Raw genomic sequence first — 20614 nt, 5'->3', positions numbered from 1 at the left:
CAATCAGGCCTGAGGAAGCGGTCGGGGTTTACCTTCGTTGTCCACGGCCACATAAATAAACAGCGCTTCTGTCGCTTTATAACGCTGTCCAATGGGTTCGGACGAGACCTTTTTCACCCACACTTCGATGTTAATGGAGATGGAGGTATTGCCACGTTTTACGCAACGCGCGTAACAGCAAACCACATCACCCACTGCAACCGGGCGCAGGAAGGTCATGCCATCCACTCTCACCGTCACTACCCGGCCATGTGCAATCTCTTTTGCCAGAATAGCGCCGCCCATATCCATTTGCGACATCAGCCAGCCGCCAAAAATATCGCCATTGGCATTGGTGTCAGCGGGCATTGCCAGTGTGCGTAAAACCAGTTCGCCCTGAGGGGCGTTATTTGTTGTCATTGTTTTAACTCGTAACTGAAGACTTCAGGCGGGATGCTACTATGATTTCAGGCTGGAGAGAATAGACCAGAACGCCTGCTGCACACGTTCTGGTCGGTGAACGATCAGTGCTGGTCGTCCTGTGGCATGTGGCGATAGATATAAACGCCACTTAACAGCGTGAAGATGAGCGTCAGAGCCGTCAGGCCAAAGACCTTGAAGTTGACCCAGATATTCTGCGGCAGCCAGAAAGCAATATAGATATTGGCAAGACCACAGAGAATAAAGAAGATCGCCCAGGCGATATTCAGTCGGGACCACACTTCCTGAGGCAGCGTCAGCTCTTTGCCCAGCATGCGCTGGATCAGTGGCTTCTTCATCACCCACTGGCTAATCAGTAACGCACCCGCAAACAGAGCGTAAATCACCGTGACTTTCCATTTGATGAATTCATCGTTGTGGAAGAACAGGGTGAGTCCACCAAACACCGCGACCAGGACGAAGGTCACCAGCGCCATTTTTTCAACTTTACGGTAGCGAACCCAGCTGTAGATCAGCACAACCGCTGTGGCCACGATCAGTGCAGTCGTGGCGGCATAAATGTCATACAGCTTGTAGAAAGCGAAAAAGACCACGAGCGGTAAAAAATCAAGAAACTGCTTCATTCTGTGATTCCATCTTCTGTGTAGGGCCGGGCTGACGTTCCCGGCCACAGGATTACTGACGAATTAACATATACAGGCGGAACAGATAGACCAGCAGTACCGCTGAAATGAGGTTGCTCAGCGTATTTGCCACCACCGCGCCAACATTTGGCGTGAGTACCGCAAAATTCGGGGCAAACAGCAGCAGGAGCGTTTTCGCCAACAGCCAGCCGATAACAGCCGGTGCCACCAGGCGTATATTTGCCCAGGCGAGCCGGATGCTGCTGCGCATCGCGGTAAAGATCCCCAGTTTATCCTGCACGACCATTACCGGCGCGAAAGAGAGCACGATAGCCAGTAATACACCCGGCACGACGACCAGCATAATCCCCATCTGCACCAGCATGGTGGTTAAAAAGATGAGGATAAACAGCTTCGGTAATACCGGCGCGCTGGCACCAATCGCCCGCAGGGCGCTGACGCGCTGACCGGCGGAAACCAGCTGAATCATCAGCAGAACGCCACCTGCCAGAATCGCATTGCCGATAAGACCAGAGAATGTCGAAGCAGCGGAAGCCCGCAGCAGGATTTGTTGCTGCTCCGGCGTCATGTTTTGTACCAGTTCAAACAACCCCACGCTATCTGCAAGGTTGTCGCCCTGGCTCAGGCTGGCAATCTGTTCGTCACTTGGCGAGAACGCATGACCAAGCACCACTGTAATGAAGGCGCATAGCAACGCGATCAGTAAAAAGGTTAAGAACTGATTGCGGAAAAAGTTTCCCGTGTCACGGTAGACAGACTTCGCCGTGATAGACATGCACTCTCCTTGAGTATTGCAGGTGTTAATTAGCCGGCAATTGTACACCGGATAACACTGTCGTGGCAGCATCAAGGCTTGTATGGAAAAGCATATCTTTGTAAAGCGGCGGTAATCCAAAGCGCGCACGGGCACGATTACAGGCTTCATTGACCTGCCCATCCTCACCTGACATGGAAAATTCCCGGCACGGGCTGGGGCGGTGCTCGTAGATAGAGCACCGGGTGGACACCCCAGGTTCACCTTGAAGCGCAGCGCATCGGCACGGTTTTTGGTTGGTGCCGCTCATGCAGCGCAGAAAAGGCGTTAACGGTTCAGTGAGATGAACCGGAACGGTACCGCCGCCATCGCTGGCTTCGGCCCAGTAGAAAGAGACTCGAAAATACGCACAACAGGCTCCGCACGTCATGCACGGGTTAACATCACTCATGGCACACCTGCAAAAGAAGAACGCATCAAATCAACTTGTGAGAGCGCTAAATTATCCAGCCGCGAGAGGAAGAGCAAGAGGGTGAAAAGAGAAAATTTTGTAACGCCGAAATGCCAGAAATTGACATGACGACAACTTATTGCTTTACGGTGTGTCACCAAAAATTAACCCAGATCAATGAATGTTAACTTACTGGTTTTAATGTGATCTGTAGCAGATTACTTATTACTCATTTGTGAGTATATTCTCCTCCGCGACTAAAACCACAACGATGGAGCGGATATGAAAAAATTAGCGGTGGCAGCCCTTGTATTAAGCAGTCTCTCTGGCGGCGCGTATGCGCATGAAGCAGGTGAATTCTTTATTCGTGCCGGTTCGGCAACGGTGCGTCCAACAGAAGGCTCTGATAGCGTTTTGGGTATGGGCGGTTTTAACGTCAGCAACAATACCCAGCTCGGTTTGACCTTTACGTATATGGCGACGGAGAACATTGGTGTTGAGCTTCTGGCAGCAACGCCATTCCGTCATCGCGTTGGTTTAGGGCCAACCGGGGATATCGCGACGGTGCACCATTTACCGCCAACACTGATGGCGCAGTGGTACTTTGGTGATGCTAACAGTAAGGTGCGTCCGTATATTGGGGCAGGGGTGAACTACACCACCTTCTTCGACGAGAAATTTAACGATACCGGTAAAGAAGCCGGGCTTACCGATCTCAGCCTGAAAGACTCGTGGGGTGTTGCGGGGCAGGTGGGGCTGGACTATCTGATTAACCGTGACTGGTTAATTAACGCCTCGGTCTGGTACATGGACATTGATACCGACGTTCGCTTTAAAGCGGGCGGTGAACAGCAAAGTATCAGCACTCGCCTCGATCCGTGGGTGTTTATGTTCTCCGCGGGTTATCGTTTCTGATTTATCCCCTGAGACTGGCCTGGTTATGGCCAGTCTTGCTTCGGGGGGCGATTAAGGTTGCCCCTCCATATTCCAGCGTGCTGAACTCATCTCATCAAATACATGCCAAACCGTTAACGGCGGAAATATTGCCCGTTTAGCCGCGTCAGCCAACGCCTGACCATAACCTATTTACACCATCCCTAAAGTCGAGGTGCAGGTTGCACCGATTACCGCTTCATGCGTGAGGATCGGTCAGGGCGGCGTCCAGTGATTGCTCAATGGCGCAGGCCTGTAGCCCGTGGATATTGTTATCCAAGACTTTACCGGAACGCTTATAAGTACAGGCATCGGGGGCACGTTGTTTGTGACAGCGTTTAGGGGGAAGGGGAACACATCCGGCAAGCACAGCAGTAATACACACTGACGGAAGAATTTGATTCATGAGAAAGTCCATTTATGAAAGTTATTCCGCAAGCAGGCTATCGGAGTTGGGAGGAGATTAATGCCAGATGCCGCAATATACTGTTCTCGAAAAGCGAGACGTTAAATTTTACAGGACATAATATTGAAAAGAATAATTATTGCGGCTGCGGTTACGCTCATTTCTGGCTGCCATCAACAGCCCATGCAACCTGAACCGGCGCAGAAACCGTGCAATGGAACAACGAATAAGCCTTTCCCTGCCATGCCCGTAAAGGCACAGGCGCTGGGCATTGAGGGTAACGTTGTTTTCTCTTTTTCTGTGGGCGACGATGGTCATCCATACGATATACGTATTGTCTCTGCACAGCCTGAAGGGGTGTTTGAACGCGAAACGCTGCGTGCCGTGCAAATATGGTGTTTATCACCGAATAAAAGCCGTCAAACAGAAACGGTCACTTTCACAGTAAATAAGCCCCGATAGCCCGGGGCTTATCTTTCCTCGCAGGCACGCTAACGCACCACCAGCACCGGGCATTTTGCGTGGCGCACGACGACCGCAGCGTTAGAGCCTAACAGATAGGTCGAAATATCAGGTCGATGAGACGCAATAATTATCAGGTCTGCATTGATACTCTCAGCCAGTTTCAGTATCTGATCTTTAGGCGTGCCAGAAATGGCGTGGGTCTGAATGCGGTCGGCCGGTAAATTGAACTGCTTAATGATCTCATTCAATTTCGCCAGCGCCTCCTGCTGCATTTCTTCCAGTTTTGGCATCTCAACGGAATAGGCCAGCCCAAGAGAGGAATAGTAGGGGAAAGAAGGAACGACAGTCAGAAAATGCACTTTGCCGTTACTGATTGCTGCGTTCGCCTGAGCATAGGGAATCACCTGTTCGGTCAGGCGACGCTCTGAAATATCGACAGGAACGAGAATTGACGCAAACATGCCACACCTCCTGTTTGTTTTATATCCACTTTAAGTGTAGTTCCGGGGGTGAACAGAGGGCTGCTTTTACCGCCAAAGTGGGACGTAAGGCGGATTTTTGGGGCAGGAAAGACGCCCCGGTTAAGGAGCGTCTGTGGCGGGATTATTTCTGTATCAAATAACGAATGGTTGGCCCATCCTGTTGAATATCCAGCACGGTGTAACCGTGGTTTTTAGCATCCAGAGGAATGTTGTTGATGGACTGCGGGCAGTCGCTCACCACCTCCAGAATTTCTCCTTTCCTGAGCTGAGGCAGGGCTTCCAGCGTGGCGACAGCGGGATAAGGGCAGGGTTCGCCCACCATATCCAGACGATAGTCAGGCACGATCTCTTTCATGCGGCATTCTCCTGCGTTTCATTTTTGACAGCAGCACGGCGGAAGAACCGTTTCTCCTGCGCAATCACCAGTAAAAAAGCGACCAGCAGCAGGGCGTACGTCACTAACAGGCCACCGAGCGGGCCGAACGTGCTGAGCAGGTTGACCTTATCCCAGTTCGTCGCGAGGACAGGAGAAAGGGAGTCCCAGTAGTACGCGAGGAGAGTTGACCCGAGCACGTTCCCCAGACCAACCCACCAGTAATGCACCTGACCTTCAACGGCACGGTACATCCAGCCGGTTTCACAACCGCCAGCCAGCACAATCCCGAAGCCAAACAGCAGGCCGCCAATCACCGCATTCGGGCCGGCCCACATGATTTTCGGTTCAACACCTAACTGAACATAGCTGAAGATGCCGATAGCACTCACCGCCATCCCGGCAATAATCGCTTTTGCCATCATTGTTCGCCCGGTGATCCACATATCGCGAAACGCTGAAGTAAAGCAGATCTGCGCGCGTTCAATAAGCAAACCAAAGCCCACGCCAAACAGCATTGCCAGACCCAGTTTAGGTTGATTGAGCGCTGTACACAGTGCCCATGCCACCATGGCGAAAAAGACCAGCATCCCCAGGCGGAAACGACGGTGTGCCTGAGCCGGTTTTTGCGTCAGCGGCGATGCGGCGCTGACTTTAACCATCCTGACGGGAATACGGAACAGCGGCAAAAGGGTAAATTTTGCGCCAAAGTAAGAACCGATGGCGGTAGCGACGGCAAAGAACCAGGCATGTAGCGAAAACTGTGGGATACCGGTAAAGAAGGCGGCAAGGTTACAGCCCATCGCCAGGCGCGCACCGAAACCGGCAATCATGCCGCCGATGACCGCCTGTACGATGCGGATCCGACTTTTTGGCATTCTCAGCTTAACGTTGTTTGCCCACAGCGCGGCGGCAAAACATCCGCCGAACATGCCGATGATCATCATCCCGTCGATGCGGGTCAGCGGAGTGCCTTCCAGATGAATGAGCTTAAAGTAACCCCACTCTTCAGCATGCACACCGGCAAGCTGCAGCAGCTGTCCACCCCAGCGGGTAAACTCGCCGGTTACAGCCCAGAATGTACCGGTAATGCCGAAATAGTAAGTAGACAGGATCCCCGCTGCGATAACGGCGGGTACAGGTGACCAGAACTTAACCAGGTAAGTCTGTTTGAAGTATTGCCATGACATGAGTAAGCCTCTGAACTCAGAAGGTATATTTGGATTTAACGGGCTGGAATATATAACTTTTTTTCTTTCTCCAAAACCTCTCCAAAACTTTTCTCCAAAATACCTACCTTTTTTATGACCTCCATCATCAAATCTTCCTGATATCTCCTGGCAATCACTCACCCGGCTGCAAAATATTCACTCTTTTCGCGGCTCCTCACGCAGAATACGCGAGCGGCAGACATCCAGAATTTCGTCAGCGAGCGCAGAATTATCCGGGCAGGCACGGGACAACACCAGAGCACCGACAAGATGTGCAAAGGTGTCTATCAGGTCAGCACGTGAGACATTTTCGTCGCTTAACATTGCCAACTGGCGTTCAACCCCAGCCGCAAATGTCTCTTTGATGGACTCGGACTGACGGGCGGTGTCGGTGCCCAGGGCAGACATCACACAACCCCTGGCCATATCATCGCGATGCTGTCGGGAGAGGTAATATTCAATGAATTTTTCTCGGTCCACACCCGCCAGGTTTTCCGCGGCGTGTACAAAACCACAGTTCATGGCTTCTGACATCAGGTCAGCCTTTGAACCAAAGTGCTTATAAAACCCGCCGTGGGTTAAACCCGCCGCAGACATCAGCTCCGCCACGCCCACGCCGTCATAGCCGCGCTCACGAAAAAGTTCTGATGCCGTTTCAACAATGCGCATCCGGTTTTCCCGAACCTGCTCTTTTGACACTTTCATGCGTTCCCGCCCCCATACAAAACAAGGCTCAATTATACATTGATGATGATCATAATCAAACCAGTTGACTTTATAGATTATGATCATCATCATTAAATCCATGTTCCCGACGGCGCTTCGCAGAGGTATGCGCGCTCCGTCAGTCTGACTGAGATCAGCAAAGAGAGCCGGACATATCCCCGGATTTACCTGCATCGAACAGTGCAGATTCTGTTCAACATTTAATAAAGAAGATCACATATGACGAAAACTTCAGTTCTCATTACAGGCGCATCGACGGGTATTGGTGCTGTTTATGCGCAAAGATTTGCGAGCCGTGGACATGACCTGGTTCTGGTTGCCCGCGATAAAACAAAATTAGACGCACTCGCCGAGCGTCTGCGACAGGAGAAGGGCGTTTCTGTTGATGTTCTGCCAGCCGATCTCACTCAGGCAGCGGATTTAGCGAAGGTGGAAGCTCGTCTTCGTGAAGACGAAAAAATAGGGGTGCTGATTAACAACGCAGGCATGGCACAGTCGGGCAATTTTACCGGCCAGACGCCTGAGGCAATTGAGCGTCTTATCGCCCTGAACGTCACTGCGCTGACGAGGCTTGCGAGTGCCGCGGCGCCACGGTTTGTCAAAACCGGAGAAGGCGCAATCGTCAATATCAGCTCCGTCGTTGGGCTCGCCCCGGAATTTGCCATGACGGTTTACGGTGCCACCAAAGCCTTTGTGCTTTTCCTGTCGCAGGGATTGCATATTGAGCTCTCCTCCGCGGGCGTTTACGTCCAGGCGGTACTTCCGGCTGGCACTTACACCGAAATCTGGGAACGTGCAGGTATTGATATCAGTAAGGCACCCGAGATGATGGAAGTGGGTCAGTTAGTTGACGCAGCCCTGGCCGGCTTTGATCGTCGCGAACTCGTCACCATCCCTCCTTTACAAAATGCTGCCCACTGGGATGACCTGGAGACGGCGCGTCAGGCTCTGCTGGCGGATATCAATCAGGCTAAAGCGGCAGAACGGTACACAGTGTAGCCACGGGGATTCGGCATAACCCTATGCCGCGTTGTTTCCCTGCAGCGTGTTGTTGCGCTGCAGGGTGAGCAGGACTCCATCAAGAGAGCGTAGTGAGAATGACAAAAAAACGTGTAGCACTGGTGACCGGAGCTTCTTCGGGGATCGGTGAGGCGTCGGCTAAAAAACTGCTGGCCGCGGGGTATAGGGTCTATGGCACCAGCCGGCGCGGTGCGCAGGCAGGTACACATCCCTTTGCGTTATTAACGCTTGATGTGACGGACGATGCGTCCGTGAGCGCCGCCATTGAGGCGTTACTGCACCTGGAAGGGCGGATAGATTTGCTGGTGAATAATGCGGGCTTTGGGGTTGCTCCTGCGGCCGCGGAAGAAAGTTCGATTGATCAGGCCAGGCGTATTTTCGACACCAACTTTCTTGGCCTGGTCAGAATGACGCGGGCAGTGATCCCGCACATGCGCCGTCAGGGCAGTGGGCGCATCATCAACATTGGTTCGATATTAGGGATTGTCCCGCTACCTTACGTGGCACTGTATGCAGCCAGTAAGCATGCGGTTGAAGGGTATACGGGCGCGCTGGACCATGAACTGCGCACACAGGGTATCAGGGTTTCCGTGATCGAGCCGGCCTATACAAAGACACAGTTCGACGCAAACAATGTAGAACCTGACGCGAAGCTAGAAGAATATGAACCGCTCCGGGCTAAGCTGAACAACGTCGTCAGCAAGGCAATGGACGAGGCGGAACGTCCGGAAGTGGTGGCTGATGTGGTGGTAAAGGCTGCCCAGTCTTTACGGCCTAAGGTGCGTTATACGGCGGGCACGCTGGCGGGGAAACTGAATTTCATTCGCCGCTTTGCGCCTGCTTCACTTCTGGACAGGGTAGTACGCAACAGTCTTCAGCTCGACGCGAAAGAATAAGAATATGAAATTTTCTCAACTGGCTATTCTGACTGCCGGGTTGTTTTTCATCCTGGCGGCGATATGGATGTTCTGCCCGCAACTGCTGTTAACGCAGTGGGGAATCACGCCAACACCGGGAACTGATGTGCTCGGCCATCGCTCTGCCGCCCTGTACGCGGGCCTGGGGGTGATGTGTTTATTCGCCAGGCACGCAGAGCCCTCGCTGGCCCGCTATGCCCTGGCAGCAGGGATCGGTACGTTATGTTTGATTTTAGCCGTGTCCGGCGTTGTTGAGTGGTATGCAGGACACGTTAATGGGCAGATCGTTATTGCAGTATTTATCGAGCTATTCCTGGGTATCGCTTTTTTACTCAGCAACAGCGTTGGTAAGAAACACGCCACCGGCAAACCCGGCAGAGTAAAAGACAAATGAATAAGAAGACGATGAAAGCATTTACGTTCAAACGCTATGGTAAATCCCCTGAACTGGGATTCGACGACGTCGATTTTCCGTCCCCTGGTGATGATGAAATTCTGGTCAAAGTGTATGCAGTAGGTCTGAACCCGATCGATAACATGATCCCGACCGGCATGTTCAAACGTGTTCTGCATTTCAGTCTCCCCGCGACGTTGGGCAGCGACGTGTCCGGCGTTGTCGTTGCCACAGGACGTCGCGTGACGCGTTTCAAAGCAGGCGACGAGGTGTTTGCCAGTATTTTTGACAGGGGAACGGGTTCGCTTGCTGAGTTTGTGCGGGTGCCAGAAAACCTTGCAGCGTTAAAACCCGCCACCCTGGATTTCGTACAGGCAGCGTCGCTTCCGATGGTCAGTCTCACCTCCTGGCAAGCGCTGACGGAACGCGCGAAGCTGCGAGCGGGGCAGAAAGTATTTATCCCGGCCGGCTCCGGTGGAATTGGCAGTTTTGCTATCCAACTGGCAAAACACCTTGGCGCAACGGTAGGGACGACAACCAGCACCGCCAACATTGACTGGGTGAGCCGCCTTGGTGCAGATGAGGTGGTTGACTATAAAAAGCAGGAATTCGAAAAAGTGCTGAGCGGCTACGATATTGTCCTCGGGACTATCAGAGGTGACGCGATTGAGAAATCCACCCAAATCCTTAAACCGGGAGGGAAGATAGTTTCCCTGATCGGGCCGTTAGATACGGCTTTCGCACGGGAAAGACACCTCAATGTTTTCCTGCGTTTTGTATTAGGACTGTTGAGCCGCAAAATCATGCAACTATCAAAAAAACGAGGATTAACCTATTCGTTTCTCTTTGTCCGCCCTGATGGCAGCCAGCTTAGCCAAATCGCTGAACTCATGGACGCTCAACACATCAAGCCTGTTATCGACAACGTTTTCCCCTTTGACGAAACTGGCGACGCCTTCGCCTATCTGGCTCGCGGGCATGCAAAGGGGAAAGTGGTGGTTAAAATTCATGAGTGATAGCAACGAAGGCTTGCCTCTGCGCTAAGCATAAATGACCAGGGTTATCGCCTCAGGGAAGAGGTATAGTCACTATCACCGTTCGTATCAGTTATAGCCTTCCGTCTTCATCGCATAATGCGGCCAGATATCAGGATCGTGCCCGGGAATAATTTCCGCATTATGCATCTGGGTAACCACTCTTAGTTTTGCCACCGATCGTGCCACCTGACTGGCCGATGTCATCAAGCCAGGCAGGGCTTTATCCTGAAAATGGTCAAGCGTATAGGCAGCATCTATCGCCAGGGTGAACGATTTTCCACTCGGCAGGGAGACGACAAAAGATTGATGACCCGGGGAGTGGCCTGGCGTGTAAATGATTTTCAGAACGCCATCGCCATACAGATCAAAACCGTCATCGGCATCTCCTGCCAGAAACTGCCATTTGAGACCTTCGCGATGAAAATCTTTCCGACAGTAGGCCCCGGCGGTAAACCAGTCCGGTGAAAAGGCATAGTCGTACTCAGCACGCTGCACAAGATGAGTGGCTTCAGGAAAGCGGCCAATCGCACCGGTATGGTCAGAATGGAGGTGGGAGAGTAAAACATAACGCACCGATTCTGGCCTTATTCCGAGCTTCGCCAGTTGTCTTCTACAGCCCTGGTTTGTATCCATGATGGGGTGATACTGGTCAACAGTCGGTCCCCAGTAGGCGCGGGGATCCTTCAGCCCTTCCACCGCAAGACCACCGTCAATCACAACATTCCCCTGCGGATGCGTCAGTAAAAACCAGGGGACAGGTATAATGTAGTCGGAGCCTTCACCCTGATTCATCCTGATATCGTGATATTTACAACGCTGATAGCCCGACTGGAACATATAAAGCCTGATATCTGACATGCTTCTTTTCCCGTAAAAAATGAAATCTTCTGTGCGCCATAGCTAGAACAGCCGTGGACGCACAGATTTTCATTAACAGAAGGGCCTGGCAGTAGAGGGGCGGGACCACTTTCATTTATCGGTTTTACCAATATAATCGGTGAATGGATTTACTTACGGCAATGCGTATTTTCATTCGGGTGGTTGAGCGCGGAAGCATGTCTGCCGCTGCGCGCGATCTCGGCATCGGACAGCCGGCGGTCAGTGAAAGGATAGAGCGTCTGGAAGCTCATCTTAATACCCGCCTGCTGCGACGTCACACGCGCCGAATGTCTCTCACCAATAGCGGGACGCTGTTCTATGAACGGAGCAAAAGCGCCGTTGCAGCGGCTGACCATGCGCTGGCAATCGTGGATAATGGTGAAGCAATTAGTGGAACCCTGCGCATTGCCGCACCCTATGGAGCCGGGGAAGAGTTACTTATGCCCGCCCTGCTTAAACTGCAATTGGCCTATCCGGGCATAAACATAGATCTGGTGCTCAGTGACAGAGTGACGGACCCGGTCACCGAAGGTGTGGATATCTCGCTACGTCTTGGTGAGACGGGGGAAGGATTTTATGTTGCCCGCCCGTTGGGGAAAATTGAGCGGTTGCTGGTGGCTTCTCCCGAATATTTGCAGCGTTATGATATGCCCCGTACACCGGGTGAGCTCGCCCGACATGCGTTTGCTCGTGTTTCGGGCCTGTTTATGAATAACCATGTGACGCTGATCGCGCCTGACAACGCGTTACTCACCGTCCCTGTGAGAATAACATTCACTTCCAGCCACTGGCGACCGTTACGTACTGTGCTTCTGGCAGGAAAGGCAATCGGGGTATTGCAGTCTCCGGTTTGCCGACAGGAGATTGCCGACGGGCATCTCGTACCTGTGTTACCCGACTACCTTGTTCCTTCATTCCCTGCATATCTACTTTATCCCCCGGCTAATATCATCTCCGCTGAAACACGAGCATGTGTCGCTTTCCTTGAAAACGAACTTCGCACAAGCCTTACGCGCTCGGTAACAAAAGGGCAGCCATAGTTCTCAAGCTGGAATACGAGGCTGTTAAATGAACGTTGAACAAAATTTCTTGCCTGCCTGAGGTACACCCCGGTTAATGGCTTGCCCAGTCGAGCATGCGTCATTCGCTGCTACGGTGCGGCAACTCTCCGGCAGCTAAATATTCTGCGCGGGTTTGAAACTACTGCAGTGACGTCTTCCCCCACTGCCTGACGTGTTCAATCAGAGCCCGCAGCTTGGGGGCCATATTTCGACGTTGCGGGAAGTACAGATAAAACCCAGGAAAAGGCGGAAGAAAATCATCCAGTAATGAAACAAGCTGTCCTTTTTCAATAAATGGCCTGAATGTTTCATAGGTTGCAAAGGTAATTCCTCCCCCCGCCAGTGCGAGCCTGAGCATGAGACGGAGATCGTTGGTGGTGATATGCGGTTCAACCGCCACGTCGAAAGGTCTTCCCGCTTCCTCAAATTCCCAGCGATAGGGCGCGACGTCTGGCGATGGGCGCCAGCCGATACAGCGATGGCGGATAAGCTCTCGCGGATGGCGCGGTGCGCTGTGGGCCGCCAGATACGTTGGTGATGCCACCACCACTTCCCGTTGCTGTCCCGTCAGAGGGACAGCAATCATGTCTTTTTCGATCACGTCACCGAGCCTTACGCCGGCATCAAAGCCCGCTGCCACGATATCAAATTCGTCATCCGACACGACGATATCGATGGTGACGGCAGGGTTAGCGGCTGCAAATGACGCGAGCAGAGGGCCTGAAAGAAATTCTTCTGCAATTGAGGTGACAGCAATTTTCAGATGCCCCCGCGGCCCGTTGTCAGAGAGAACGTCTTCGCACGCCGCGTCAATCGTTGATAGCGGTATGGACAACGATTTTCGCAGCCGTTCTCCCGCTTCAGTCAGGTTTACCGAACGCGTGGTGCGCATGACAAGCAGGGTCCCGAACGTATCCTCCAGGCGTCTGATACCCTGGCTGACCGCCGACCTCGTCACGCCAAGACGTTCGGCGGCAGCGCTGAAGCTATGTTCCTCTGCGACAGCCAGAAACAGAGGTAAAAGATTAAGGTCAATTTTCATTGTTTAGATTTGCTAACCAGTGTGTACACCAGTGGCAGGATACACGAAACAATGCCCTCGTTCTATTATCCCTCTGAACTCAACTGAAGGAGTAAATCATGGATAAAGTCATCTTGATCACCGGTGCATCCAGCGGTATCGGAGAGGGTATTGCACGAGAGCTTGGCAATGCAGGCGCGAAGTTATTACTTGGGGCACGCAGGAAAGATCGTATTGAAGCTATCGCTGCAGAAATCCGCAGTACAGGCGGGCATGCTGAAGCCTGCGAGCTGGATGTCACAAATCGCCAGTCGATGTCTGATTTCGTGCAGGCGGCATTGACTACGTGGGGGCGTATTGACGTTCTGATCAACAACGCGGGAATAATGCCCCTTTCTCCGCTGGCAGCGGGTAAATATGATGAATGGGAACGTACCATTGATGTGAATATCAAGGGCGTACTATGGGGGATTGGCGCCGTGCTTCCCACCATGGAAGCGCAGGGCTCCGGTCAGATAATCAATATTGGCTCTATCGGCGCGCTCTCTGTGGTGCCGACAGCCGCCGTCTATTGCGCCACAAAGTTCGCCGTTCGGGCGATTTCAGATGGCTTGCGACAGGAAAGCGCCAGCATCCGTGTCACCTGCGTCAACCCCGGTGTGGTGGAAAGCGAACTTGCCTCGACCATTACTCATCCGGAAACGCAGGCGGCAATGGAGGTATACCGTTCCATTGCACTCCAGCCGGCTGATATTGCCCGCGCTGTTCGGCAAGTGATTGAAGCGCCTGAAAATGTTGATACAACAGAAATCACGATTCGACCTACCGCGTCTGCGAACTGACCTGGCTAACGCATATTCACCACGAAAGCTGCCTGTAAGGCAGCTTTTTTTTGTCGTGTCACAGAGTGCAGGGTGAAAATTGTATGTGTATTGAAAAGGTCATAACGCGGGCCAGACAACCGGTGTGGCCCGCATGGCAAACTTACCACTGCTGCTCTGTGGGCATGATGAACAATTCTGCCACGTCGACATGATCCGGCGCGCGCAGCACATAAAGGATGGAATCAGCAATATCCTCTGACTTCAGGAACGTCATGTGTTCCTTCAGGTTTTCCATCTGTGCACGGTAGTTTTCGTCAGTAATGTGCTCGAATAATTCACTTTCAACCGCGCCTGGCTGAAGTGAGGTTACGCGAATATTGTATTGAGACGAAAGCTCCATGCGTAATACATCTGAAAATGCGGCTACCGCATGTTTCGTCGCGCAATATACCCCGAGTCCAGCGAACGTTTTTCTGCCCGCAATCGAGGACGTATTGATGATATGCCCTGACTTTTGCGCTTGCATCACAGGGAGTACCGCGGCAACCGTGTTCATTAAGCCCTTAATATTGACATCAACCATACGATGCCACTCCTCCAGTTTGAGACTGGCGATGTCTGAAATGGGCATGAGTCCGGCATTGTTGAAGGCGATATCAATGTGGCCATAGGCGTCGTGCAGTTTCTTCACGCCGTCGAAGACTGACGCCTGGTCAGTCACATCCATTTCCAGCGCAATGGCTTCTCCGCCGAAGGCCTTGATTTCTGACACCAGCGCCTGGAGACGATCCCGGCGGCGGGCCGCGAGCCCCACTTTGACCCCCTCTCTGGCCAATTTAATGGCGGTGGCTGCGCCGATACCGCTTGATGCACCGGTCACGATGGCTGATTTACCGTTGAGTTCCATGATTAATCCTCTTATGCGTTTGTTTCAGCGCTTCAGCAAAGAACATCTGAAGTTCGGGTCAATCATGTCTGCAAATGGCACTCTCTTCGCGCGGTGGTTTGCTCACACTGTCGGTGTTTTGCTACGCATATTTTCGTGGCGATACTGAGAGGGCGAAATACCGGTGTGCTTGCGGAATATGGCAGCAAAATGGCTGGGGCTGTTGTAGCCCACGGTCAGGGCGATGCTGATCATCGAATCCTCTGTCTCGGACAACAGGCGGCGCGCCTCTTCCATTCGCAAGCGGATAAAATAATGGGAAGGCGAAAGCCCGGTAGACTGTTTAAAGACCCGGCTGAAATGGAATTCGCTAAGCTCGGCAAGGCCAGCCAGACGTGCTAAGTCAAAGGGGTGAGCCAGCTCTTCATGCATCGCCTTAAATACCCGGTGTAATTTATATGCCTGCAACCCGCCGTGGTGTCGCTTTGCCGATGTCCGGTAAGCACGGGAGAGATGTACGGCAAGGGCTTGAGCGATACCCTGGATGTAAGGTCCACTGGGTGGGTGCTGAAAATAAAGCTCTGCGCGCATAAGTTCCAGCAGGGCTGACAGTGTTTCATCGCGTTCGCCCGACACTTCCCGCAGCTCAATGTCCTGCATCATGGACACACCAATATAGACGTGCATAACGATGAAAGGGCAGTCTGGCTCAGCTTGCCATCTCATCTCTGTCGGAGAGGTGTCGGTCGTGAGAAAAAAATCACCTGCGGTAACGTGGTTTTCTGACCACTCTCCGCCCAGAGGCCGTTCTTCAACGACGGCCCGTCCAGAGAGTATCCAGACAATAAAAGGCTCTGGCACGGCCGGGATAATAACGTTGTCCTGCCTCTGTCGACGCGCCAGAATTTGAATGAAGACATCCCGGGAAGATTGTGCCCGATGTTCCTTGAGCAATTCGCCCGGAATGTACGCTTCGAATGATTCAGCGGAAGTACGTTGAGCCATATTCGTCAATAACGTCTCTTAAGCCAGTTTCACAAGGTTTAGCGCGGGAAGGGGACCACCCGGGAATTGTTGCAGATATCCCCCCATCTCAAGACCCCCTAAGTCTATACTGGCGAAGCCCATTCGGGTGGCTAATTCCTCAACGTCCGCTTTTGCATCAGCGTGGTCGCCGGACATAAAGACCACGCGGCGCCCGCCAGATTGGGACGGGTCTTGCGCAAGAACGTTTGCCAGAAGCGTGTTGAAGGCTTTGACGACTCGGGCTCCCGCTGCCCATTCTGAAACGCGCTGGGATGAATTTTTACCCCCCAGATCTGCAAGGGTGTAGCCCGGCAAAAGTACCGGGTTAGTCGCGTCAATCAGAATACGACCCTCCCAGTTCACCCCACTTAATGCGGCCTCGGTTCTGTTCCAGTTGGTACTTATAAAAACGATTTCGGCTTCGGCAGCCTGTTGTACCGTTCCGGCGCGAGCTTTGTCGCCTAATGCCTCAACCACTTCAGCCAGGCTGTCCGGGCCACGACTGTTACTGAGGATGACATTCACGCCTGCGTTGACCAGCTGGTGGGCAAAAGCTTTTCCGATGGCGCCTGCACCAATAATGCCGACAGTATTTGTTTTCATAATTTGTTTCCTTAAATGAACAGATGCGTTGATGTGTTTGGCTACGTTGCTTGAGAACATGAAAGGAGAATAGTGCTCACCGATCTATCTGTGTAGCCTATATAATTAGATGGTATACATCTAAAGGGGCGATACATGCTGGATGGTATGTCGATTGATCAACTGCGTACTTTCATTGCTGCAGTTGATGAAGGCAGTTTCTCGGCCGCAGGTCGCAAACTTCGCCGGGCGCAGTCCGTCGTTAGCGCTACGCTGGCAAATCTGGAATCTCAGGTAGGCTTTCCTTTATTTGAGCGAACGGGACGTTACCCGAAACTGACGGAGGCGGGGGTAGCCTTACTGGAGGCCGCACGCCATACGCTTGCGGGAATGGACGCGTTTAAGGCTAAGGCGCGTATCCTGGCAGAAGGCCTGGAACCCGAACTCGCCGTGTCTGTGGATGTGATGTTCCCGATAGAGATCCTGACCGCAGTCGTGAAGGAATTTCATCTGGCCTTTCCCGGCACACCGTTGCGTCTTTATGTTGAGGCGCTGGGGGCGGTACTTCAGCCGTTGCTGGCCGGCAACTGCTGGGTCGCGATTATCGGCTCGCTACCGGATGTTCCGACCGGGTGTGCCTCTGAGTGCCTGCTCAGTGTTCCTGCCGTGGCTGTGGTCTCACCCGATCATCCTTTGGCTAAAATGGCTGGCCCAATTCTTCGGCCGGCTATGGAGAACGCTGTGCAGCTTGTATTGGCTGACCGCTCATCACTCACGGCGGGGCGCAACTTTGGCGTAATGTCGGCTAAGACGTGGCGTTTGGGTGACATGGGGGCAAAACATGCATTCTTGCGTGCGGGCCTCGGTTGGGGTTATATGCCTTTGCCTATGGTTGAGGACGATCTTGCTCATGGCAGACTGGTTATCCTGAACCTGGAGATGCAGCCTGATGTTGGCCCTGGTTTTTCCATGCATGCGGTACATATGACGCAATATCCTCCAGGGCCAGCCGGACGCTGGTTTATTAATAAGCTTAAAACGCAGTAAACCAGGTTATCTGGCGGTCAGAGCACCAGATAACCGATATCCTGCATCAGAATATATAAAATGCCCCGACGGTAAAGAGAAGATATTCATCCTTTTGCACAATGGGGCTGCTGCTTACACGGTCTGCAAGCGTGATATACCCTAAATCCGCATAGCCGGACCAGTTATCATTAAATGTGTGTTGCCAGTTAATATCGTAATTCACACTGTTTAATCCGCTACCCGCGTTGAAAGGCCTATATCCGGAATGGGTACTCTGATTTTCATTCACCCCAAACCAGGTATTATTATACCGTGCGTCGCCGTATTTTCTTTCGGTACTGATTAGCAGAGTATCTGTGTCGTTAGCAAAAAGAACGACATTAAGTTTAATTTTATATTGCATTCCCTGGCTTTCCGTCAGCGGTGCCGTAATATTTCCCTCAAAGCCTATCCAGGGCGCCATCCACCATCCTGCCGTGGTGGTGGTATTCATTACGGTATTAATCTTACCCATACCTTTAAGTTTATCAGAGCCTTCCTGAAGCCAGGCGTTTCCGCTATCCGTGCGGCCAAGGGAATACCCCAGAGCTTGCCCCAGGTAAACGCCATTACTGAACTGATGGGAATAGACAATGCCTTTGTCGGTATTGACGGACCAGTCATCGTAAGTCCATCCGAAATACGGCAGCGTATTGACATCATATTTATTCGAGCCGGTATATTCAGGCGCATATTGTGAACCCACGCCAATCGTGACATAAGATGCTTTTTTATCTGATGATGCCTGTGAAGCGAACGATGCTGCGATGAGTGTTACTAAGGCGATTTTTATTTCCTTCATAAAACTTCCTGAATGAATTATGCTTATATCTATGAATTGCGGAGTATGCGGGCGGTCAATCAATATTCCTGCAAGATTTAATCAAGATTCCATCAAGGTGCGAATGTGAAACGTGTTTTAATTATTGAAGACGATTTGGATGCCGCGAATGTGCTTGAGGCTTACCTTAAGCGCGATCAGTTTCAGACCTCTTCGGCCAGCAGCGGTAACCGGGGGCTCGAACTGGCATTCAGCTGGAAGCCCGACATTATTTTGCTGGATGTGATGTTACCCGGCATGAGCGGGAACGATGTTCTGCTGGCCCTGCGCCGGCGCAGTGATATTCCCGTGATTATGATCACCGCCATCCGCGACGGCAGCGACAAAATCAGCGCCCTGCGATTTGGCGCGGATGACTATGTGGTGAAGCCCTATAACCCGGGTGAGGTGGTCGCCAGAGTCCATGCTGTACTCCGTCGTTATTCCGGCGAGCGCAGCAGCACGCTTATTGAGTACCGGGGACTGCAGGCAGATACAGAGTCCATGACAGTAAGCGTTGATAGCGAGAACGGGCAACGGACAGCGCTGGATTTAACGCCGACGGAACTGTTGCTGCTGATGACATTTCTTAAGTCACCGAATAAGGCTTTCACCCGTCAGGCGCTTCTTGAAGCGTGTCTCCCAGAAAGTGAAGCCCTGGAGCGCGTTGTGGACACGCATATCTATAACTTGCGAAAAAAACTCGAGTCAGCGGGGCAGACTGATTTGCTGATAAACGTAAGAGGGATCGGTTACCGATTTGCAAATGCATGAAAAAGTTTACGTTATCTCCACGAGGCGAACCGAGTACGCTGTGGAACTGGATATGCAAGCGGCTGATATCCCTGGCAGTCGGAAGTATTATTCTTATTGCCTTTTTTATGTGGGTGCGATTTTTTGTTGAAAACAAATGGCACGCCTACCGGATGCCAGAGGCCGTCAGGGCTGAACTCTCAGTTCTGAGCAAGCACCCTGAACAGAACATCAACCGCTATCATGAAATTATCGACACCTGGTATGGGCTGTCCTACTCAGATCCGACGATGGGGATTAAGGACTGGGTGATTCTTGGCATCCTGGTTCTGATATTCATACCGATTATTTTTATGCTTACGCTGAAAACAGCGCGCCCCATATCCCATCATATTAGCCGGCTTGCCGGTGCGGCACGGTCTGTTGCTGAAGGCGGGTTTGGGACCCGCGTGCCCGTCCCGGACAATCTGCCGCTTGAATTGCGAAGCCTCAGCGAGAACTTTAACGGGATGTCGATGCAGCTGGAACGCTACGAGAAAGATTTGAAAAAATCGCATGTGATCATGGCACATGAATTGCGCTCGCCGCTGACGGCTGCCATCGGTCGTCTGCAGGGCATTATGGACGGCGTATTTGAACCCAGTCAGGCCCAGTTGAACATGATCATGCAGCAGATGAATGATTTAAACAGACTGGTTGACGATCTGCATCTGTTAAAACTGGCTGATGCCAACCAGCTGAATTTGAGCCTGGTATCAACCAGCCTGGACCAGATAATCCGTGAGAAAGTGGCATGGACGATGCCTTCAGCCCAAAGGGTGGGAGTGAACATTATCTACCATGAGGGGGAATCTGTGACCTGTCGGGTTGATCCGTACCGGATAGGCCAGGTCTTTTTGATCCTGATGGACAATGCTCTGCGTTACGCTGCGGAAGGGGGCATCCTGGATATTCGTTATCATGTCAGCGATAAAAAGGTATCCGTTATTTTCCGCGACAACGGTCCGGCAGTCCCGGACGCACTGCTTGAAACCATATTTTCACCGTTTGTGCGTGAGGAGCAGTCCCGTTCACGACATACCGGTGGGTCCGGGCTTGGGCTCTCTATTGCCCGAGCGATATGCGAGGCTCATCGCGGTACTATCTTTGCAGAACGGAATGCCAGCGGAGGGCTATCGTTCACGATGACGATACCGCTAAGCGAAAAGGAACAGCATTGACGGTTCCTTAACAAAGGGTGAACTGAATCTTGTAAAAATTGAGTTTAAATACATGGTAAACGGGGGTTTACCATGTCACCTGAATTACTTCTCTCTCTGCTTTCTGCCTTTCGTAAAATGGTACGCTGTGGATGTTTTTTACTGTACATCTCACCGGTGATTGTCATATTTCAGGTTATCATTATTATTTTATTGGATGCGCCGAAAGGAGATAAATAATTGTTGAGGGAAGGGCGGCGAA

Annotated in this window: 26 protein-coding genes; 11 read left to right on the top strand and 15 right to left on the bottom strand. The window is 52.1% G+C overall.

What is annotated here, in order from left to right; genetic code table 11:
• Positions 1-3 precede the first annotated feature (3 nt).
• From yciA to AAIR21_RS22560, 4 genes are all read right to left on the bottom strand, one after another.
• Complete coding sequence (gene yciA / locus AAIR21_RS22575; RefSeq protein ID WP_014170435.1) at positions 4-399, bottom strand: acyl-CoA thioester hydrolase YciA; 396 nt, start codon at positions 397-399, stop codon at positions 4-6.
• Positions 400-503: 104 nt separating this feature from the next.
• A complete protein-coding gene (locus tag AAIR21_RS22570; protein ID WP_020882387.1) occupies positions 504-1043 on the bottom strand; it encodes a septation protein A in 540 nt (179 codons plus the stop codon).
• Between the two features lie 52 nt (positions 1044-1095).
• Complete coding sequence (locus AAIR21_RS22565) at positions 1096-1839, bottom strand: YciC family protein (protein WP_020882388.1); 744 nt, start codon at positions 1837-1839, stop codon at positions 1096-1098.
• A 25-nt stretch (positions 1840-1864) separates the two neighbouring features.
• Positions 1865-2269: a YkgJ family cysteine cluster protein gene (locus AAIR21_RS22560; RefSeq protein WP_032680849.1), complete on the bottom strand. Its 405-nt coding sequence runs from the start codon at positions 2267-2269 to the stop codon at positions 1865-1867.
• Between the two features lie 282 nt (positions 2270-2551).
• Between AAIR21_RS22560 and ompW the strand changes: the two genes are divergently transcribed.
• On the top strand, positions 2552-3184 hold the full coding sequence (ompW, locus tag AAIR21_RS22555; RefSeq protein ID WP_014170432.1) for an outer membrane protein OmpW: 633 nt from the start codon (positions 2552-2554) through the stop codon (positions 3182-3184).
• 217 nt (positions 3185-3401) lie between these two features.
• Here ompW and AAIR21_RS22550 read toward each other — a convergent pair whose 3' ends face one another.
• The gene (locus AAIR21_RS22550) at positions 3402-3608 is read right to left on the bottom strand and encodes a hypothetical protein (protein WP_305962069.1); all 207 of its coding nucleotides are present in this window, start codon (positions 3606-3608) and stop codon (positions 3402-3404) included.
• A gap of 123 nt (positions 3609-3731) precedes the next feature.
• Between AAIR21_RS22550 and AAIR21_RS22545 the strand changes: the two genes are divergently transcribed.
• A complete protein-coding gene (locus AAIR21_RS22545; RefSeq protein WP_183516272.1) occupies positions 3732-4070 on the top strand; it encodes an energy transducer TonB in 339 nt (112 codons plus the stop codon).
• A gap of 29 nt (positions 4071-4099) precedes the next feature.
• On the opposite strand, the gene uspF is transcribed toward AAIR21_RS22545, so the two are convergent.
• From uspF to AAIR21_RS22525, 4 genes are all read right to left on the bottom strand, one after another.
• Positions 4100-4534, bottom strand: coding sequence for a universal stress protein UspF (gene uspF / locus AAIR21_RS22540; RefSeq protein ID WP_183516273.1), 435 nt, complete (start codon positions 4532-4534; stop codon positions 4100-4102).
• 142 nt (positions 4535-4676) lie between these two features.
• On the bottom strand, positions 4677-4910 hold the full coding sequence (gene yedF, locus AAIR21_RS22535) for a sulfurtransferase-like selenium metabolism protein YedF (protein ID WP_014170428.1): 234 nt from the start codon (positions 4908-4910) through the stop codon (positions 4677-4679).
• The gene (gene yedE, locus AAIR21_RS22530) at positions 4907-6118 is read right to left on the bottom strand and encodes a selenium metabolism membrane protein YedE/FdhT (RefSeq protein WP_014170427.1); all 1212 of its coding nucleotides are present in this window, start codon (positions 6116-6118) and stop codon (positions 4907-4909) included. The genes yedF and yedE overlap by 4 nt, the downstream gene beginning before the upstream one ends.
• 177 nt (positions 6119-6295) lie before the next feature.
• Positions 6296-6844 carry a TetR/AcrR family transcriptional regulator gene (locus AAIR21_RS22525; protein WP_032681991.1) on the bottom strand — a complete coding sequence of 183 codons (549 nt, stop codon included), beginning with the start codon at positions 6842-6844 and terminating at the stop codon, positions 6296-6298.
• 240 nt (positions 6845-7084) lie between these two features.
• Between AAIR21_RS22525 and AAIR21_RS22520 the strand changes: the two genes are divergently transcribed.
• The 4 genes from AAIR21_RS22520 (at position 7085) to AAIR21_RS22505 (ending at position 10212) form a co-directional block, all read left to right on the top strand.
• Entirely contained in the window at positions 7085-7864 is a 780-nt protein-coding gene (locus AAIR21_RS22520; RefSeq protein WP_183516274.1) for an SDR family NAD(P)-dependent oxidoreductase, read from the top strand.
• A 98-nt stretch (positions 7865-7962) separates the two neighbouring features.
• Positions 7963-8781 (top strand): oxidoreductase, encoded by an 819-nt coding sequence (locus tag AAIR21_RS22515; protein WP_183516275.1) that lies wholly within the window; start codon positions 7963-7965, stop codon positions 8779-8781.
• A gap of 4 nt (positions 8782-8785) precedes the next feature.
• Complete coding sequence (locus AAIR21_RS22510) at positions 8786-9196, top strand: hypothetical protein (protein WP_032680854.1); 411 nt, start codon at positions 8786-8788, stop codon at positions 9194-9196.
• Positions 9193-10212, top strand: a complete 1020-nt coding sequence (locus AAIR21_RS22505; RefSeq protein ID WP_183516276.1) for an NADP-dependent oxidoreductase — start codon at positions 9193-9195, stop codon at positions 10210-10212. The genes AAIR21_RS22510 and AAIR21_RS22505 overlap by 4 nt, the downstream gene beginning before the upstream one ends.
• Before the next feature lie 87 nt (positions 10213-10299).
• Here AAIR21_RS22505 and attM read toward each other — a convergent pair whose 3' ends face one another.
• Entirely contained in the window at positions 10300-11091 is a 792-nt protein-coding gene (gene attM / locus AAIR21_RS22500) for an AttM family quorum-quenching N-acyl homoserine lactonase (RefSeq protein ID WP_183516277.1), read from the bottom strand.
• Positions 11092-11252: 161 nt separating this feature from the next.
• On the opposite strand from attM, the gene AAIR21_RS22495 reads away from it, so the two are divergent.
• Complete coding sequence (locus tag AAIR21_RS22495; RefSeq protein ID WP_286079664.1) at positions 11253-12152, top strand: LysR family transcriptional regulator; 900 nt, start codon at positions 11253-11255, stop codon at positions 12150-12152.
• Between the two features lie 160 nt (positions 12153-12312).
• On the opposite strand, the gene AAIR21_RS22490 is transcribed toward AAIR21_RS22495, so the two are convergent.
• Positions 12313-13215 carry a LysR family transcriptional regulator gene (locus AAIR21_RS22490; RefSeq protein ID WP_151712368.1) on the bottom strand — a complete coding sequence of 301 codons (903 nt, stop codon included), beginning with the start codon at positions 13213-13215 and terminating at the stop codon, positions 12313-12315.
• Positions 13216-13313: 98 nt separating this feature from the next.
• Here AAIR21_RS22490 and AAIR21_RS22485 point away from each other — a divergent pair, with 98 nt between their 5' ends.
• A complete protein-coding gene (locus tag AAIR21_RS22485; protein WP_014170418.1) occupies positions 13314-14036 on the top strand; it encodes an SDR family oxidoreductase in 723 nt (240 codons plus the stop codon).
• Positions 14037-14178: 142 nt separating this feature from the next.
• Here the strand turns inward: AAIR21_RS22485 and AAIR21_RS22480 are convergent, their stop codons facing one another.
• The 3 genes from AAIR21_RS22480 to AAIR21_RS22470 form a co-directional block, all read right to left on the bottom strand.
• Positions 14179-14925: an SDR family oxidoreductase gene (locus AAIR21_RS22480; RefSeq protein ID WP_020882399.1), complete on the bottom strand. Its 747-nt coding sequence runs from the start codon at positions 14923-14925 to the stop codon at positions 14179-14181.
• 102 nt (positions 14926-15027) lie between these two features.
• Entirely contained in the window at positions 15028-15909 is an 882-nt protein-coding gene (locus AAIR21_RS22475) for a helix-turn-helix domain-containing protein (protein WP_020882400.1), read from the bottom strand.
• 18 nt (positions 15910-15927) lie between these two features.
• On the bottom strand, positions 15928-16593 hold the full coding sequence (locus tag AAIR21_RS22470) for an NADPH-dependent F420 reductase (protein ID WP_071605444.1): 666 nt from the start codon (positions 16591-16593) through the stop codon (positions 15928-15930).
• Positions 16594-16668: 75 nt separating this feature from the next.
• Here AAIR21_RS22470 and AAIR21_RS22465 point away from each other — a divergent pair, with 75 nt between their 5' ends.
• Positions 16669-17559, top strand: a complete 891-nt coding sequence (locus tag AAIR21_RS22465; RefSeq protein WP_434682350.1) for a LysR family transcriptional regulator — start codon at positions 16669-16671, stop codon at positions 17557-17559.
• A gap of 46 nt (positions 17560-17605) precedes the next feature.
• On the opposite strand, the gene AAIR21_RS22460 is transcribed toward AAIR21_RS22465, so the two are convergent.
• Positions 17606-18382, bottom strand: coding sequence for a MipA/OmpV family protein (locus AAIR21_RS22460; RefSeq protein WP_020882403.1), 777 nt, complete (start codon positions 18380-18382; stop codon positions 17606-17608).
• Positions 18383-18487: 105 nt separating this feature from the next.
• On the opposite strand from AAIR21_RS22460, the gene AAIR21_RS22455 reads away from it, so the two are divergent.
• Positions 18488-19174, top strand: a complete 687-nt coding sequence (locus AAIR21_RS22455; RefSeq protein ID WP_183516281.1) for a response regulator — start codon at positions 18488-18490, stop codon at positions 19172-19174.
• The gene (locus AAIR21_RS22450) at positions 19171-20373 is read left to right on the top strand and encodes a sensor histidine kinase (RefSeq protein ID WP_020882405.1); all 1203 of its coding nucleotides are present in this window, start codon (positions 19171-19173) and stop codon (positions 20371-20373) included. The genes AAIR21_RS22455 and AAIR21_RS22450 overlap by 4 nt, the downstream gene beginning before the upstream one ends.
• Positions 20374-20614 lie beyond the last annotated feature (241 nt).

The sequence above is a fragment of the Enterobacter sp. PTB genome (assembly GCF_051130085.1).
Taxonomy (GTDB): Bacteria; Pseudomonadota; Gammaproteobacteria; order Enterobacterales; family Enterobacteriaceae; genus Enterobacter; species Enterobacter ludwigii.
This window is presented reverse-complemented; position numbering and strand designations above follow the sequence as displayed.